Here is a 15,411-nt window from a genome sequence, read left to right as displayed (position 1 = left end):
GATTAATCAACATCTTGAGCGCTAGCGTACTTTATCGCGAGACCGCAGATTGCCATCATAACGAATGGGATTGCTGCAGTGGTGTATTCCGCCCAAGCCATATCAGCGAAAGCTTTAGCCAGCAGTACGTGGCCGAGGATAAGCAGAAGAGCACACACAATAGCAACGATGATTAGCTTAACTTCGTTTCCTATGGTCATTTTTAACATAACGGTATCTCCAATATTTAGTCTACCGTTATTGAATCACAACTCACCGCTCTAAAAGGCGTACAGTTACGCCACAAACAGCCCGTACAGTTGCAATCATTTTCTGTTTTATGAGCAACTTAAGGTTTTAAGAGTGCGTAAGTTGATGTGCAAGCTTACCTAGTAAGATCAGGGCTTGTTCTTTCTCTTCGGTAAGTTCGTAAGAGAAGTTCAACCGAATCGCGTTGTCTACCCTGCCCTGTTCACTAAACAAGTCTCCTGATGCAACACTGATACCTTGGGCAATCGCTAACTGATGGAATTGCTGACTGTCGAATTTTTCAGAGAAACGAACCCAAACGAAGTAACCACCAGCAGGCTCTTCAATCTCAATGGAATGTGGGAAGTACTGTTTGAGCACGCCAATAAAGCGTTCCTTTCTGAGCAACAGATTTTTACGCAGTTTACGAAGGTGATTATCATAGCTTTCATGAGTGAGAAAGTGTGCAACCCCAAGCTGGACAGGCGCACTGCTTGATAGCGTAGAAAGAAGCTGAAGCTTTTGAATGGCATCGTTGAAACGTGTGTTCACCACCCAACCAACACGATAGCCGGGGCAAAGGCTTTTTGAATAAGATCCACAAAGTAATACAGAGTCGGTTTTATCAAAGGCCTTTAATGGCTTAGGTTTATGTCCTTCGTAATAAAGATCACCATACACGTCATCTTCAATAATGCAGGTATTGTATTGCTCGGCAATTTCAACAACGCGGCGCTTTGCTTCTTCCGTAAGGCTGGTTCCAGTCGGGTTTTGAAAGGTCGTCATTAACCAACACGCTTTCACGTCTTGTGTTTTTAAGGCATTTTCAAACTGGTCGATGTTCAATCCATTAATTGGGCAAACATCCACTTCAATAGGATTAAGCCCTAACCTCTCAACAGCCTGCAAAGCTCCATAGAACGCAGGTGACTCAATCACCACATTGTCACCTGACTTAGTGACCGTTTGTAGACTCAAGTTGAGCGCTTCCATCGCACCTGACGTAATCACAATGTCTTGATGATTAACCGTAATTCCTTGTTGTAGATAACGCTGTGCTATCTGCCTTCTTAAAGATTCGCTTCCCGGTGGCAGATTGTTAATCACACTGGCACCCGTCATCTTCCTACCAGCACTGGCTAGATTACGAGTCAAAGTCGGTAAAGGGAACAAGTCTGGATCTGGAAATGCCGAGCCAAAAGGAATCACACCCTCTGCAGAGCTAGATTTCAAGAAGTCGAATAAGCGATCGTTGATGGCTTTTTTTTCAGGCGCTGAAGGTAGATCATAATCCACACCATCTACTCTTGGCGCCACGAAGTACCCCGACTGAGGTTTAGCGATGATCCAACCTTCGCTTTCAAGCAGTTGGTAGGCTTGTAAGACAGTACTATTGCTGACGTTGTAATTGCGACAACTCATGCGTACCGAAGGGATCTTCTCTCCTGAACGCCATGTGTTATTAGCGATCTGAGTTCGAATATCCTTTGCAAGCTCTTCATAACGCGCCATCTAATTGTACTACCTAGAGAAATTTGTTGGCCGGAGATTTTATCACTAACGCCATCAACTATTGCTGCTATCCATATGATTGCACCTAATTTCTATAATTGTGTGAATTGGTTCACAGATAACTTTGTAAGCTTTGCTAAGTTTGTACCCAAGGCAGGAGCTAAGTTGGCTTTCTGCCTCAATAATTTGATGTAATCCAAAAACATGCGAGATAACAATGAAAAAAATAGAAGCAGACCAATTAAGTTATAAAGGAGAGTCAAACGGTGTTCATAGTTGGACAACACCGAGCGGCCAACCATACTACTGGCATCCAGACTGGCTACACATTGCGGAAGACGCAACGGGCTCACATCCAAAACAGAAACTCGATGTAGACCAAGACCAAGCACCAACGGAAAAACACGCGGTGTCTGCTATTCTGAAACACATCAACCAATGGGCTGCAGACAAACTAGCGTCTCACCCTGAGATTGAAACAGGCTCTATTGAAGCTGAAATCAATCTGAAAAAGTAATTTGATTTAGAGTCGGTCGCGAACTCAATCACTCGCGACTTAAGTCAAATATACCGACTGAATAGCCTCGAACCTCGACCGAGGCTATTCAAGTATCTTCATAAAAATGCTGCAATAACCCTCACCTAGCTAACAAATATCTAACACAAACCAGTTTCTTGTATCAATCCACGAAAGCTATCGATAGAATTTTCGGTCTTATTCACGTCAATTATGCTAATCATTCATAACTCTAAAGTCGTGAATCAATGAATACGTAAATCTAATAAGAATGAGAACAAAGGCTTATCGATGGATACTTCAAATTACAATCAATCGCTAACGACTAAGTTATACGTCATTGCTGGCGTGCTGTTTGGCACCTACGGCAGTAGGGTGTGCCCTATGCTCGAGAGCTTAACGACGTTAGAGATTTTCACACAAGTCAGTATTGTGTTTGTCTTATTATGGCTCGTGCGTTATTACTTATTGGCGCAGCATTCCTTAGTCAAACAAGGCCGATTCGCCCAGCTAGATACCCTGCTATTTTTTGCTGCAAGTATCCCTTTCGCGCTCTATTACAACTTAAGCTATGAATTCACGATAGATAGCAATTTGAAAGTGCTATTTGGCATGAGCCTATTCGGTTTCTTTACCGGAACCATTCTTCAATTGAACGCCAAGATCAGCCAAATAGATAAAATGGAGACGACAGGGCAATTTGACTTCCAACTAGTTGGTGAAAGGAGTTCGCTGGTTAAGCAAATGATTGGTTTAGTCATCGTACTTCTGGTAACACTGACGACTATGTTGACGATGATTGCCGTCAAGGACATCTTTTGGCTAGAACATAACCCTGACCGCTTATTGGATGGCACCGGCAAGATCAGCGTGATCAAAGAGTTTACTTATTTGGCTGTGGTACTGGGTGGATACGCAATCACCATCATGACACTGTGGAGCAAACTGATTAAACGTATTCTCCTTAGCCAAGAGTGCGCATTGAACAAGGTAACCAATGGCGAGCAAGGCGTTCGCTTACCGATATTCGGCTACAACGAGCTTGGTTCAATGGCATCAATGACCAATACCATGCTTGATAGCCTCGAAAACGCGCAAAACGAAATCAAAACAACACGTGACGTTGCTATTGTGAGCCTATCTGCGCTGGCAGAATCTCGAGACAATGAAACGGGTGCCCATATCCTAAGAACTCAAGAGTACGTAAAGGTACTCGCGCAAGAGCTCAGCAAGTCAGAAACTCACTCAAGCTTGTTAACACCCAACTACATCGAGCTGCTCTACAAATCTGCTCCACTACACGATGTAGGCAAAGTAGGCGTTCCTGATAGCGTGTTATTGAAACCGGGCAAATTGACGGACGAAGAGTTTGAGATAATGAAAGGTCACCCTGCTATTGGCGCCGAAGCGTTATCTATTGCAGAAAGACAATTAGGAAGCAGCTCTTTCTTAAGAGTCGCGAAAGAGATTTCCCTGACTCACCACGAAAAATGGAATGGCAGTGGCTATCCAAATCAACTGTCTGGTGAAGATATTCCACTATCGGGTCGTTTAATGGCATTAGCCGATGTTTATGATGCACTCATCTCGAAGCGCGTCTACAAACCAGCCTTTACTCATGAGCAAGCTAAACAGATCATTTTAGAGGGCAATGGGACGCATTTTGACCCGCAAGTTGTCGACGCATTTCTGGCGGTTGAACAAGCGTTTGTTTCGATAGCGGCAACCTATAAAGATGGCAAAAATATCGCTAGCGAACTCGAGCGAGAAAGCCTTGTTGCTCAGCCCGCATAATCCTTTCAAAAACCACTAACTTCTTGCACCCTATAGGTTAATCCGTAGGGTGTTTTGTTATCAAATACCCTCTTTAGTCAATAAATCTGATTGAAATGGATTTTTTTTGGTCTTTCTGTTCACTTCGTATTGTCTTAAAAATTCCATACAGGTATAACTACCCATAGATACTATCCCCTCTCAATTGACATGGATGAAGATTATGTTTGAAAAAGTGTTAGCTGCTCCCGCCGATCCTATCCTCGGCCTTACTGAAGAGTTTAAAAAAGACTCTCGTGCAGAGAAAATCAACCTTGGTGTTGGCATCTACAAAAATGAAGATGGTCAAACGCCAGTACTTAAAACAGTAAAGAAAGCAGAAGCTGCACTTCTTGAAAACGAAAAAACCAAATCTTACCTAACGATTGAAGGTACTGCTGAATACGGTCTAGCGGTTCAGAAACTGCTTTTCGGTTCAGATGCAGAGATCGTAACGTCTCAACGCGCTAAAACAGCACAGGCTCCAGGTGGTACAGGTGCACTTCGCGTAGCGGGTGAATTCATCAAGCGCCAACTGGGTGACGTAAAAATCTGGATCAGTAACCCAACTTGGGCTAACCACAACGGCGTTTTCGCTGCTGCAGGTATCGAAACTGCTCAATACAGCTACTACAACGCTGAAACAAAAGACAAAGACTTCGCAGGCATGGTTGCTGACCTAGAGAAAGCTTCTGCAGGCGACATCGTTCTTCTTCACGGCTGCTGTCATAACCCAACAGGTATCGACCCAACAGCTGAAGAGTGGGAAGTACTGGCTAAACTTGTTGCTGAGAAGAAACTGCTTCCTCTATTCGACTTTGCTTACCAAGGTTTTGCAAAAGGCGTTGAAGAAGATGCTGCTGGCCTACGTGTTTTTGCTAAGTACAACAAAGAGATCCTAGTCGCGAGCTCATTCTCTAAGAACTTCGGCTTGTACAACGAGCGTGTTGGTGCATTCACACTGGTTGCTGAATCTGCAGACGTAGCAACAACAGCATTCTCTCAAGTTAAAAGCATCATTCGCTCTATCTACTCTAACCCACCAGCGCACGGTAGTGCTGTAGTAACTCACATCCTTGGCGATGCTGATCTACGTGCTGAATGGGAAGCAGAAGTAGCGGAAATGCGTGACCGTATCCAAGAGATGCGTGAGCTATTCGTAACAACACTGAAATCTGAAGGTGTTGATGCAGATTTCACATTCATCGAGCGTCAAAACGGCATGTTCTCGTTCTCTGGTCTAAGCAAAGAACAAGTAACTCGCCTGAAAGATGAATTCGCTATCTACATTGTTGGTTCTGGCCGTATCAGTGTTGCTGGTATGACTAAGTCAAACATGGGTCCTCTATGTAAAGGTCTTGCTGCGGTTCTTTAATCGTAAAGCTCTACCTGTATTTGCAGACCAGAAACCTGCACGTGCAGACCAATAGATATGCAAAAGCCAGCGATTAAGCTGGCTTAATTATATGGTCCGCCTCACTCTCAAGCCCTTAAGCTTAGAGTAGGCTCTCAGAATGAGGTGAACCATATGTCTTCTATTCATATTTTAGGTATCGACCTAGGTAAACATTGCTTCCATGCTATCGCACATAACCGTTGTGGCGTGGAGGTGCTGCGTCGTAAATTTAATCGCACTCAACTCTTAATCTTTCTTAGTAAAATAGAACCAACAACCATTGCTTTCGAAGCTTGTGGCGGTGCTCATTGGCTTGCTCGAAAGTGTAGTGAGTTTGGACATCAACCCCGACTTATTCCTCCTCAGTATGTTAAACCTTATGTCAAAGGCAATAAAAACGATTTCATCGATGCTTCAGCGATCGCAGAGGCTGCGGGTCGACCGACCATGAGGTTTGTAGCTGTAAAAAGTGAAGAGGCTCAAGTCATCGCAGCGATTCATCGAGTCAGAGATAGTTATATCAAGGAGAGAACCGCCACTATGTCGCGGATCGGCGCGATCTTACTTGAGTTCGGCCTTAGCTTTCCCAAAGGGCATGCAAAGATGAAGTCTCTGTTTCAATGGTTAGCAGAACAAACCGTCTCATTACCAAAAAGCTTGCTATGTGAATTGATATCTATTCACGAACATTACAAGTACCTTAATGAACAAATCAAAACTCAAGATAACAAGCTTCAAACTATTGTTAATAATAACGAAAGTGCTCAATTATTAAAAACTATCCCTGGAATTGGTGATCTTACCTCCACATTGTGTATTGCCGATGTAAGCTCTCCGAGTAACTTTACCAATGGCCGTGAGATGGCGGCTTGGTTGGGGCTTGTGCCAAGGCAATTCTCAACGGGAGGAAAGACCAAGCTACTTGGTATGAGTAAACGAGGGAATAAACACCTCAGAACTCTGTTTATCCATGGGGCAAGGGCTGTACTCTCTAGACTAGAGACGACAGGGAAAGTGTTTGGAGAGTGGCTTGTGAATCTACGAGCCACCAAACCATTTAATGTAGTGGTAGTCGCATTAGCCAACAAGCTTGGGCGGTGTTATACCACCGCCAAGCTTTTAAGGCTGTTTAGCTATAACCAAGTTTGCAACGCCAATGAACGTGATGACAAAAACGGTCAATCGGCCAGATTAAGAACCTGACACAAAAAATAGCAATTAATGCTTTGGGCTTTTTAAGGATAATCTGGCGCGGATATCATCGTGGAGCTGGGAAGCTAGTGCTCCCAACAAGGACTCCGAATACATTAGCGCAAACCAACTCCGTTATTACTTAATTGTAGTTGCAATAACGGGGCGGACCATACATTTTTGTATCTGCCTATAACGTGTTAGGCTTAACTAGGTTAGTACTCTAGGAAAAACTCAACACCCAATTCGTTGGTTCTCTCACTTCCACCTTTACTGCCTTCACCATCTCGGTGCTGATAAGAGCCACCAATCGCAAATTTGTTGGTCACGAGATAACGCAAACCTAGGTGGTAAATCTCTTCGTCGAACAAATCACTGCGGTTCACCTGCACGCTGCCATTGGCAATCCAGCGCTTTGCAAAACCATAGTTAAGCTCTGCTTTTACACCTTGAACAAATTCAGTATCAGATTCTAAGGTTTCATTGCTGCCGTTAAGCTCAACCTCACCTTTGGTAACACCCAACAAATAAGAAGCCACTATATCCAAGTCTTTCTTAATGCTGTAACGATACCCAGCCCCTGCCATTAAGGTATCAATTCGAGTCGTGCTTTCATCAGGGTGAATAAAGCGTGCGCTGTAGTCTCCCAGCAACAACCAATCATCCGTCATCGCGTAACTGACGCCTAATCCATACGACGAGGCATTGTTATTACTGCCTGCATCTTCATTTAAACTGCCCGAATGCGCCGTGGCATAAATATGGTCGTAATCCAAAATATCCACCGCGTTAGTGTCCGCCCACAAACTTGGAGAAAACATAAAAACCGCAGATACAAAACTAAGCTTCCACTTCGACATTCCTATCATCCTTAAACTGTCACTCCATTAATTGAAAGGTTAGTCTATCCATAAGACTTTAAAAAGGTTTTGGCTCACAGATTGATTTGTGACGGCAAAATAATATCAAATGTTGTACCATGAAATCATACAAACCAATGGATGATCATTATGGATGCTGAGTTATTAGAGATTCAAAACTTTCTGGCGCAATACCCCCCTTTCACAGAACTCCCTGAGGAGATGTTGGCGAAAGTGACCAGTAGCGTGGAAATTTCTTATTACCGCCAAGATACCCCGATCATTCACTTTGGTGATCAAATTCATGACTTATACATCGTTCGAAGTGGCGAAGTCGAAGTCTACCGTCGTAAAGGCGAACTCTATAACCGCCTTGATGAAGGCCACTTATTCGGTCAAATGGGCCTACTGACCAACAACAAGGTGCGTTTCCCAGTTAAAGCGACCGAAGACACCCTGCTCTACTGCATTCCTGAGCCTATCTTCCAAGAGCTCTACGACAACTACGACTCCTTTGCCGATTTCGTAGAAGTAGAAGATAACGCGCGACTACGCCAAGCCAACTCAGACAGTAACGACGCGAACGACCTAACGACATCCAAAGTAAAAACGCTGCTGACCAGCGAAGCGCCAATGATCGAAAAAACGCGCACTATTCAGCAAGCTGCAACCATGATGGCACAAGATAATGTGTCCTCTTTGCTTATCATCGACCCAGATATCGTTGAAGATGATGAAGATGACTCAACACCAGTGATCGGCATCATCACTGACCGAGATTTATGTACGCGTGTACTCGCCGAAGGTCTAGACCCATCGGACGAGGTATCCAGTGTGATGACGCCAGAGGTTATCTCACTCGACCACAATGCCTACGTATACGAAGCCATGATGACCATGCTTCGCTACAACGTGCATCACTTGCCGGTGCTTAAAGATAAGAAGCCTATCGGTATTATCGAAGCGACTGATATTGTCCGTTACGAGTCTCAAAACTCACTATTGCTTGTGAGCAGTATCTTCCAGCAACAGAGTATTGAAGACCTGAAGGTGCTTTCTGAACAAGTAAAAGACAGCTTTGTGCGCTTGGTTAACGAAGATGCCAACGCCCACATGGTGGGTACTGCAATGTCGGTAATTGGTCGTAGCTTTAAGCAACGTATTATCGAACTGGGTGAAGAGAAATTAGGTAAGGCTCCTATTCCTTATTGTTTCCTCGCACTCGGCTCGATGGGGCGTGATGAGCAGTTGCTCGTTACTGACCAAGATAACGCAATTATTCTTGACGATACCTACGACGAGAAAAAGCACGGTAAGTACTTTGAAGAGCTCTCAAAATTCATTTGTGACGGCTTAGACCAATGTGGCTATGTGTACTGTACAGGTGACATCATGGCGACTAACCCAACATGGCGTATGACTCGTAGAGAATGGGAAGAGTGCTTTGCCGATTGGATTGATGACCCGAACCCGAAAGCACTGTTGAATGCTTCAATCTTCTTCGACCTGGATGGCGTTTATGGCCGCCTGAAGTGGGCTGAGCAATTAAACAGCTTTATCGTTCGACGCGCACGTAAAAACAACCGCTTCTTAGCCTGTCTTGCACGTAACGCACTCAACCGTACGCCGCCACTTGGTTTCTTTAAAGACTTCGTGATGGAGAAAGATGGCCGTCATAACAACTCCATCAACCTTAAGCGCCGTGGTACTGCGCCATTAGCAGATTTGATTCGTGTTCATTCATTGGCAGTGGGCTCTCGTTCTAAGAACTCATTCGAACGTTTAGATGACATTATCGACGCAGGTATTCTGCCAAAAGGTCGAGCTCAAGATTTGAAAGATGCGATGGAGTTTATCTCTCTGGTTCGTATTCGCCACCAAGCACACGATGTTGATAATAATGTCGAGCCTGATAACAACATCGAACCAGAGAACCTGTCTGACTTCGAGCGACGTAACCTTAAGGATGCATTCCAAATATTAAGTAATGCGCAAAACTTCCTTAAGTTCCGTTATCAAGCCAGCAATAAGTTTAAGTAGGGCCTATGAACAAACTATTCAGATCACCTGCGGTCGATTGGCCATTTAAGTTTGCTCAGAAGCTAGAAAGAGCGAGAGATGAGCGCTTAAAGCACTTTTATAGCCAGCCTCTTCCCGCGCCTGATACGCCAATTTCAGAAGTGATGTTCTTAGCGGTCGACTTTGAGACAACAGGCTTAAATCCAAACAAAGATGGCATCATCACCATTGGCCTTGTCCCGTTTACGCTCAATCGTATTTACTTGCGACAAGCCAGGCACTGGACACTGCGGCCAAAGCAGAAGTTGGAAGAAGATTCTGTGGTAATTCATGGCATCACTCACAACGACATCATTGATGCGCCAGATCTTAGCGAAGTGTTGGATGAGATATTAGAAGCGATGGGGGGACATATCCCAGTGGTTCATTATCGCCGTATCGAACGGGACTTCTTGGATAATGCATTGAAAGTGAGATTAGGTGAAGGGATCGAATTTCCAGTCCTCGACACGCTCGAGATTGAATCTCAAATCCAGAACAAGCTAGCCGGTGGCCTGTGGAACAAGCTCAAAGGTAAGAAACCAGCCTCAGTAAGACTTGGCCAAAGTCGTCGTCGATACCACCTACCCGACTACACACCGCATCATGCATTAACTGACGCGATTGCGACTGCTGAGCTACTCCAAGCGCAGATTGCTCATCACTTTGATGCTGAGATGCCTTTGAAGAGTTTCTGGTTATAGCCACACTGAAAGTGAAAATTTGTCACTATTAAAAAACCCGCTATGTGCAATTAGCGGGCTTTCTTAATTTCACTACTGGCTTTATACCGCAGTAGGCCCAACCAAGCGCATTTCCCAGTCTTCGATTTTTCCTGTTTCAAGGCGACGTGCAACAAGCGCTCCCCATGATTCAACCAATGGCAGTTCAGCCATCTGACTTAGCTCTTCTTTATCTAAACTACCTGTGAAAACAGCCCCCATGATACGAGCGAGCGACCAATCTGGGTATGGCCTTTCACACAGAATAATCTCGTCACCTGCGCCAATATCGCCCTCTTCCAATACACGGAAATACCAGCCTGTTCGAAGCGTGTCTTGCAGTCTTCTCGCCATATCGTTCTGCTCGAATCGCACATTGAGTTTCCAACAAGGCATACGCCCTTGTGAGACTTCCAATAATGTTGATCCGATACGAACCTTATCTTTCAAACAAATAGATTGTTCCGTGATGCCACTTGAGCTTAGGTTCTCACCAAATGCACCTGAAGATTGAAAGATACCTTTGTCACCTAACTCTTTCTGCCAAACTGAATAGTGCTCGCTTGGGTAGATATGAAGGGCTTTTTGAATGCCGCCATGGAAACGCGGATCACCTTGTTCATCGTTGGTAAAACCAAGCTCTGTCGCGTATTGGCGCTCTGATAAAACTTGCTTATCAATAGCACTTTTTGCTCCGTGTGCGAAGGCGACAATTTTTCCTACCAATACACTATTTACTACGCCTAACTTCTTCATATCCCTTCCTTCTTACTGAAAACATACTTGCTGAACTGCGTGAAATAAAACGACACTGCTACTCAACTTCATTCTCTTTGCCGAGCATGATAGCCTAGGGTCGCCCGTCTAGGTAGGGATATAAGGACACTTAATCATGCTAACCCGCCAAATTGATTCTCGTACCGGAGTTGTCACCTCCAATAGGATGATGGTCGCTAATCCAAATTCGCCCGCGCTCGTTAAGACTATCGACATGCCGAAAGGTTACATCGATGCGATGCACCAGCACACATGGCATCAAGTGATCTTTCCACTCAAAGGTTTGCTACAAACCCAAACAGAACACTATCAACACCTTGTGCCACACACTTCAGCTTTGTTTGTACCTGCCGGTATTTCACATGAATCTATCGCATTGAGCCATACCACGTTTGTTGGTATTTACCTTAACCCAGCCTTTGGAATGGAGTATGAGCCAGCGGTTCGAACCATTGCACTGACTTCCTTTCTAAACGAGCTATTGCAAGAAATTCGCAGGCAATGTGAGGGATTAACGAGTGATGAAGAAGTGTCTCGCCTACTGTCCGTATTGCACGACCAGATCATGAAAGACAATGTTCAGACCTTTCAATTGTTGCTACCCGAAGACAGACGCTTGAAGCTTATATTTGAAGCGCTAACAGAGACACCAACGTTGGATTTGTCGCTAAAGGAATGGGGAGAGAAAGTCGGAGCATCAGAACGAACCTTGTCGCGTTTATTCTCAAAGGAATTCAACACGTCATTCCAACGTTGGCGACAACAAATCCGACTGATTTACTCATTGTCTTTACTCGATGAAGAGCTCTCAATCCAGAGTATTGCTGACCAAGTCGGCTATCAAAATGACTCGTCTTACATCAAAGCCTTTAAGGCGACGTTTGATGTCACACCACAGCAGTTTCGCTTTAATGGCCGCAAAAGGTAGTGCGAGCCGACTATTTGTCCACCCGCGATAGAGCTTGATAATAACGACGCTTCTGACGATACATATCTTCATCCGCTTGAGAGAATAACTCATCGATAGCTGTCGACTCTGTTGACGCGACTCCAATCGAAAATCGAACTGGAATACTCACGCCTACTTGCGTTTCAACGGTCTGGTCAAATTGATCTGCATAGAGTCGTTCAGCCAGTTTCTGGGGCTCTTGTATTTGTTGTTCAGCCGGCGTCAAAATAAGAATGGCAAACTCATCACCGCCCAGTCGATACAAGTTGCTGGCACCACATAACCGGTTGCGAATGACATCTGTACAACCTTTTATCAGCTCATCACCCACCGCATGGCCATACTGATCGTTGGCGGCCTTTAATCCATTAATATCAATGATAAGCAGAGACAAGTTGTCTTTGTTCTCAATTGCGCGCTGTTTATAGAAGTTCAAATCTTCATCGAAAGCTTTGCGGTTGTAACAGCCTGTCGACATGTTGATACGATTCATGTTTTCGAGTTCTATCCAGCCAGCTAACTGCTTTTGATATAAGTCGAAAATCAGCAAGTCTTCCTCACTCAACAAAGTAAAATTCTGAGAATAAAAGTAGCCAATCGTTGTCTCTTGCAAGTCTTTTAAAACCCTGCAGCTGTTAGTCATGTCGCTATCAGTAATGCTGGCATCATCAATATCACCACAAGAAACTGAGTTAAAGCTGAACTCAATTGGGCAATCCGGGAGTAGCGATTCCAGTTGTTGATTCACGTGTTCTGGAATCAATCGGTAATCAACACTTTGCCTCATGGAAGCGAACTTAACGATCTTCAGAATACGGTTTTTCTGTGCCTCTTCACGGGCCAGTGAATGCGTTAATCTACTTGTCTTCTCTTCAACCGTTTGCTCTAGCTGTGTGTTAAAGCTTTCAAGCTTGAGGTTATTCTCTTTGATCAGCTGGTAAGCGGATCTCAACTGATCATTACGTACCGTCAGTTCACTCAGCTGACGCTGTATACGAGACCACATTTTTTCCAACAAACGGCTGAATGTAGTGAACTCGGTAAAACGATGTGCATCTGCATTGTGCATGGGTGGCTGGTTATTTGAATAAGACTCTACCGAGCCAGTCAGTAGGTTAAGCTGTCTTGAAAAGGCGCGATTCAACAACAGCGCAAAGACGATCGCGACAGCTAGTGTCACAAATAGGATTCGAACAAACACCACTTGAGATTGCTGCATCTCTTGTAAACGAGCACTGTCCGACACGTGATGTTTCAGCGCCAATGTTAACGCTTCTGAAAACAGCTTATTGTCGTTAGTGATTAACTTAGTGTCGGTTTCCACGTGTTGCTCACTAGCGGACGCCAAGTAATCAAACTCGACAGACTCTTTGTCGTATAGGAAAGGCGCTATTTTGGACTCTAATCGGTCGTACCCCATTAACACGACAAGATAGCCTTGCGGTGTATAGCTGGAACCCTCTATCAAACGATACGGGAGAATTGGGGCAACAAAAACAAGACCTGAATCCGCATTATCGGCGATCTCTGGCTCTATAAACTCAGTATGGAACAACTTACCTTGCTTATACGCAGCCTGAGGCCGCTTTAGGTCCTCAAGTAACTGACTTTGTTCAAAGTGATAAAGGCTGCCTTTACTGTCATAAATAGGCTTCCAGTTGCTATCCAGAATATAGGTCGCTGAAACATTATCTGCTAACGCGTTAAAGCTATCCATCTTGTCCCAAACCACACTTGAGAAGAAGATATTCCCACCCGCTTTAATCAATGAGCGATCTTGCGCATACCACTGTGTGAGACTGGCCGTAAGGTTGATTTGCTCCTGCACTGTTTGCTGAATACCTGCCGTTGAATTGGCAAGCTTAATCTCTTTTTGTTCAAGAGAGCTTTCATTCTGCTTATTCAGTATCAGTTGACCCGCGAGGTAAACTGGTAATAACGAACAAGCCAGCAACACCAAACCCATAGTGTATTTCAAAGAGAGTTTCATTCGCCTGACCTCATGTTCGCTGAGTAGTACTCCACAAAGTCATCGTAAAATTTGTGCAGCTCCTGCTTCGGCATGCCCGACTTATATCGCTCATAGGCTCTTGCGGAGGCTTCCCAGACAATCGCCATATTGTAGTCACTCGACATCATTTGTGATGATTGAAATTCATCGTACATGTTAGAGAAAGTGGTGTTTCCTTCTTCAACACGACGTTGGTTCGCTTCTCTAAATGGGGAGATCATTGCGTTTGAATGTGCTAAATAGGTAAAACTGTTTGACTGTAAGTACTGAACCACCTCTTTTAGTGCTTCTCTTTTCTCTGGGTTATTCATCCCTTTCTTGGTGATTGCAAAAATCTTCGCGCCACTGAACGAAGACATCGCTTTGTCACGGTAGGTAGGCAAAGAGTTGACGTGTAAGTGCTCGCCGTACGCTTGGTCTAGTTCGCTGAAAGCCCAATCCCCATCAATCAAAAACTCGACCTCGCCGTCAATGAAACGCTGTCTTGCACATATCTCATTGCACGATGGTTCAATTGTTTTTGTATCCTCAAGTTTATCGATGAATTCAAAGATTGAGACTAAACCCTCTCCATTGATATTCCTTGATGAAAGCATGTCTTGTGAAAACAGTTGGAAGAACGCCAGATAGAAGTACATGTTCGGATTTGGGAAAAGAACACTGGCACGCTTCGACTCAGAAGACTGTTGAATCAACTCTTCCCAGCTGATGGCATGATCTTGTGGCTTGTTCGAATACAGAACCAACTGGTTACCGATTCCTACCGGTAGCGCCTTAAGCTCACCATTAATCATTACGGCATCAAGAGCCTTATTCTCATAGCGCGAGGGATCGACCCATGCAGAAGGTAACGTTGCCAGTTCAATATATTCAGTCAGCCCTAAGAAATCCGAAGGCACCCAAATAACATCAGGAAAGGTATTGTCTCGAGGGTCAGCCACAAGTAGTTCAGAGCGGATACTGTTGATGTCGAATGGACGTATTTCAACACGGTGCTCTGTCATCGACTCGATGTGTTCTTTAACGTAATCCGCCGTTTCGTAATTGATACCGGCCCATATTTCGAGCGTAGAAGCGTAAGTAAGCACAGGGAACAAAGCCGCTAATATACTCAAAAATCTCACACCTAATTCCTCTTGGCGAAAAGTATCATCTATTGAAGTGACACCAGAAACCATCAAGAGTGGAGACGGTATTGGCTGTTGGAGTTCATCGTTACTTTGGGGCAAGACGTTATATAGTAAAAGGTCAATAATAAACAGAAAAACCACGCTTTCTATAGGTTATTTTTAGTGATGCAAAGTTGCTCTCCCCCGATAACAACTAAGCACTTTGTCATTCGCTTTACTCTAAACAACCAAGAGCAACATATCATACC

At 44.4% G+C, this 15,411-nt stretch carries 13 protein-coding genes; 7 read left to right on the top strand and 6 right to left on the bottom strand.

The features are described 5' to 3' along the window. Window positions 1-2 precede the first annotated feature (2 nt). Window positions 3-209, bottom strand: a complete 207-nt coding sequence (locus L0992_06595; GenBank protein ID XGB68349.1) for a hypothetical protein — start codon at window positions 207-209, stop codon at window positions 3-5. A gap of 127 nt (window positions 210-336) precedes the next feature. Next, entirely contained in the window at window positions 337-1,740 is a 1,404-nt protein-coding gene (locus L0992_06590; GenBank protein XGB68348.1) for a PLP-dependent aminotransferase family protein, read from the bottom strand. Window positions 1,741-1,957: 217 nt separating this feature from the next. Here L0992_06590 and L0992_06585 point away from each other — a divergent pair, with 217 nt between their 5' ends. From L0992_06585 to L0992_06570, 4 genes are all read left to right on the top strand, one after another. Beyond that, complete coding sequence (locus tag L0992_06585) at window positions 1,958-2,257, top strand: hypothetical protein (protein XGB68347.1); 300 nt, start codon at window positions 1,958-1,960, stop codon at window positions 2,255-2,257. A gap of 291 nt (window positions 2,258-2,548) precedes the next feature. Next, window positions 2,549-4,051, top strand: a complete 1,503-nt coding sequence (locus L0992_06580) for an HD domain-containing protein (GenBank protein XGB68346.1) — start codon at window positions 2,549-2,551, stop codon at window positions 4,049-4,051. A gap of 202 nt (window positions 4,052-4,253) precedes the next feature. Then, window positions 4,254-5,444: an aspartate/tyrosine/aromatic aminotransferase gene (locus tag L0992_06575; protein ID XGB68345.1), complete on the top strand. Its 1,191-nt coding sequence runs from the start codon at window positions 4,254-4,256 to the stop codon at window positions 5,442-5,444. Window positions 5,445-5,597: 153 nt separating this feature from the next. Beyond that, window positions 5,598-6,668, top strand: coding sequence for an IS110 family transposase (locus L0992_06570; protein ID XGB68344.1), 1,071 nt, complete (start codon window positions 5,598-5,600; stop codon window positions 6,666-6,668). 203 nt (window positions 6,669-6,871) lie between these two features. Here L0992_06570 and L0992_06565 read toward each other — a convergent pair whose 3' ends face one another. Beyond that, complete coding sequence (locus L0992_06565) at window positions 6,872-7,516, bottom strand: hypothetical protein (protein ID XGB68343.1); 645 nt, start codon at window positions 7,514-7,516, stop codon at window positions 6,872-6,874. Between the two features lie 150 nt (window positions 7,517-7,666). On the opposite strand from L0992_06565, the gene L0992_06560 reads away from it, so the two are divergent. Together L0992_06560 and L0992_06555 are read left to right on the top strand one after the other, a co-directional pair. After that, on the top strand, window positions 7,667-9,556 hold the full coding sequence (locus L0992_06560; protein XGB68342.1) for a DUF294 nucleotidyltransferase-like domain-containing protein: 1,890 nt from the start codon (window positions 7,667-7,669) through the stop codon (window positions 9,554-9,556). Window positions 9,557-9,561: 5 nt separating this feature from the next. After that, window positions 9,562-10,278 (top strand): 3'-5' exonuclease, encoded by a 717-nt coding sequence (locus tag L0992_06555; GenBank protein XGB68341.1) that lies wholly within the window; start codon window positions 9,562-9,564, stop codon window positions 10,276-10,278. Between the two features lie 81 nt (window positions 10,279-10,359). On the opposite strand, the gene L0992_06550 is transcribed toward L0992_06555, so the two are convergent. Further along, window positions 10,360-11,052: an MOSC domain-containing protein gene (locus L0992_06550; GenBank protein ID XGB68340.1), complete on the bottom strand. Its 693-nt coding sequence runs from the start codon at window positions 11,050-11,052 to the stop codon at window positions 10,360-10,362. 136 nt (window positions 11,053-11,188) lie between these two features. Here L0992_06550 and L0992_06545 point away from each other — a divergent pair, with 136 nt between their 5' ends. Continuing rightward, window positions 11,189-12,001: a helix-turn-helix transcriptional regulator gene (locus tag L0992_06545; GenBank protein ID XGB68339.1), complete on the top strand. Its 813-nt coding sequence runs from the start codon at window positions 11,189-11,191 to the stop codon at window positions 11,999-12,001. Between the two features lie 10 nt (window positions 12,002-12,011). Here L0992_06545 and L0992_06540 read toward each other — a convergent pair whose 3' ends face one another. Together L0992_06540 and L0992_06535 are read right to left on the bottom strand one after the other, a co-directional pair. Further along, complete coding sequence (locus L0992_06540) at window positions 12,012-13,988, bottom strand: GGDEF domain-containing protein (GenBank protein ID XGB68697.1); 1,977 nt, start codon at window positions 13,986-13,988, stop codon at window positions 12,012-12,014. Window positions 13,989-14,008: 20 nt separating this feature from the next. Then, on the bottom strand, window positions 14,009-15,157 hold the full coding sequence (locus L0992_06535) for an extracellular solute-binding protein (protein ID XGB68338.1): 1,149 nt from the start codon (window positions 15,155-15,157) through the stop codon (window positions 14,009-14,011). Window positions 15,158-15,411 lie beyond the last annotated feature (254 nt).

The sequence above is a fragment of the Vibrio pomeroyi genome, assembly GCA_041879425.1.
Classification (GTDB): Bacteria; Pseudomonadota; Gammaproteobacteria; order Enterobacterales; family Vibrionaceae; genus Vibrio; species Vibrio pomeroyi_A.
The sequence above is the reverse complement of the archived record's forward strand: the minus strand, read 5'-3'. Positions and strand labels throughout refer to the sequence as shown.

Excerpts from the sequence above, each read along its gene's own strand:
- L0992_06595 (XGB68349.1), bottom strand. The coding sequence starts at position 209 with ATGTTAAAAATGACCATAGGAAACGAAGTTAAGCTAATCATCGTTGCT.
- L0992_06590 (XGB68348.1), bottom strand. The coding sequence starts at position 1,740 with ATGGCGCGTTATGAAGAGCTTGCAAAGGATATTCGAACTCAGATCGCT.
- L0992_06585 (XGB68347.1), top strand. The coding sequence starts at position 1,958 with ATGAAAAAAATAGAAGCAGACCAATTAAGTTATAAAGGAGAGTCAAAC.
- L0992_06580 (XGB68346.1), top strand. The coding sequence starts at position 2,549 with ATGGATACTTCAAATTACAATCAATCGCTAACGACTAAGTTATACGTC.
- L0992_06575 (XGB68345.1), top strand. The coding sequence starts at position 4,254 with ATGTTTGAAAAAGTGTTAGCTGCTCCCGCCGATCCTATCCTCGGCCTT.
- L0992_06570 (XGB68344.1), top strand. The coding sequence starts at position 5,598 with ATGTCTTCTATTCATATTTTAGGTATCGACCTAGGTAAACATTGCTTC.
- L0992_06565 (XGB68343.1), bottom strand. The coding sequence starts at position 7,516 with ATGTCGAAGTGGAAGCTTAGTTTTGTATCTGCGGTTTTTATGTTTTCT.
- L0992_06560 (XGB68342.1), top strand. The coding sequence starts at position 7,667 with ATGGATGCTGAGTTATTAGAGATTCAAAACTTTCTGGCGCAATACCCC.
- L0992_06555 (XGB68341.1), top strand. The coding sequence starts at position 9,562 with ATGAACAAACTATTCAGATCACCTGCGGTCGATTGGCCATTTAAGTTT.
- L0992_06550 (XGB68340.1), bottom strand. The coding sequence starts at position 11,052 with ATGAAGAAGTTAGGCGTAGTAAATAGTGTATTGGTAGGAAAAATTGTC.
- L0992_06545 (XGB68339.1), top strand. The coding sequence starts at position 11,189 with ATGCTAACCCGCCAAATTGATTCTCGTACCGGAGTTGTCACCTCCAAT.
- L0992_06540 (XGB68697.1), bottom strand. The coding sequence starts at position 13,988 with ATGGGTTTGGTGTTGCTGGCTTGTTCGTTATTACCAGTTTACCTCGCG.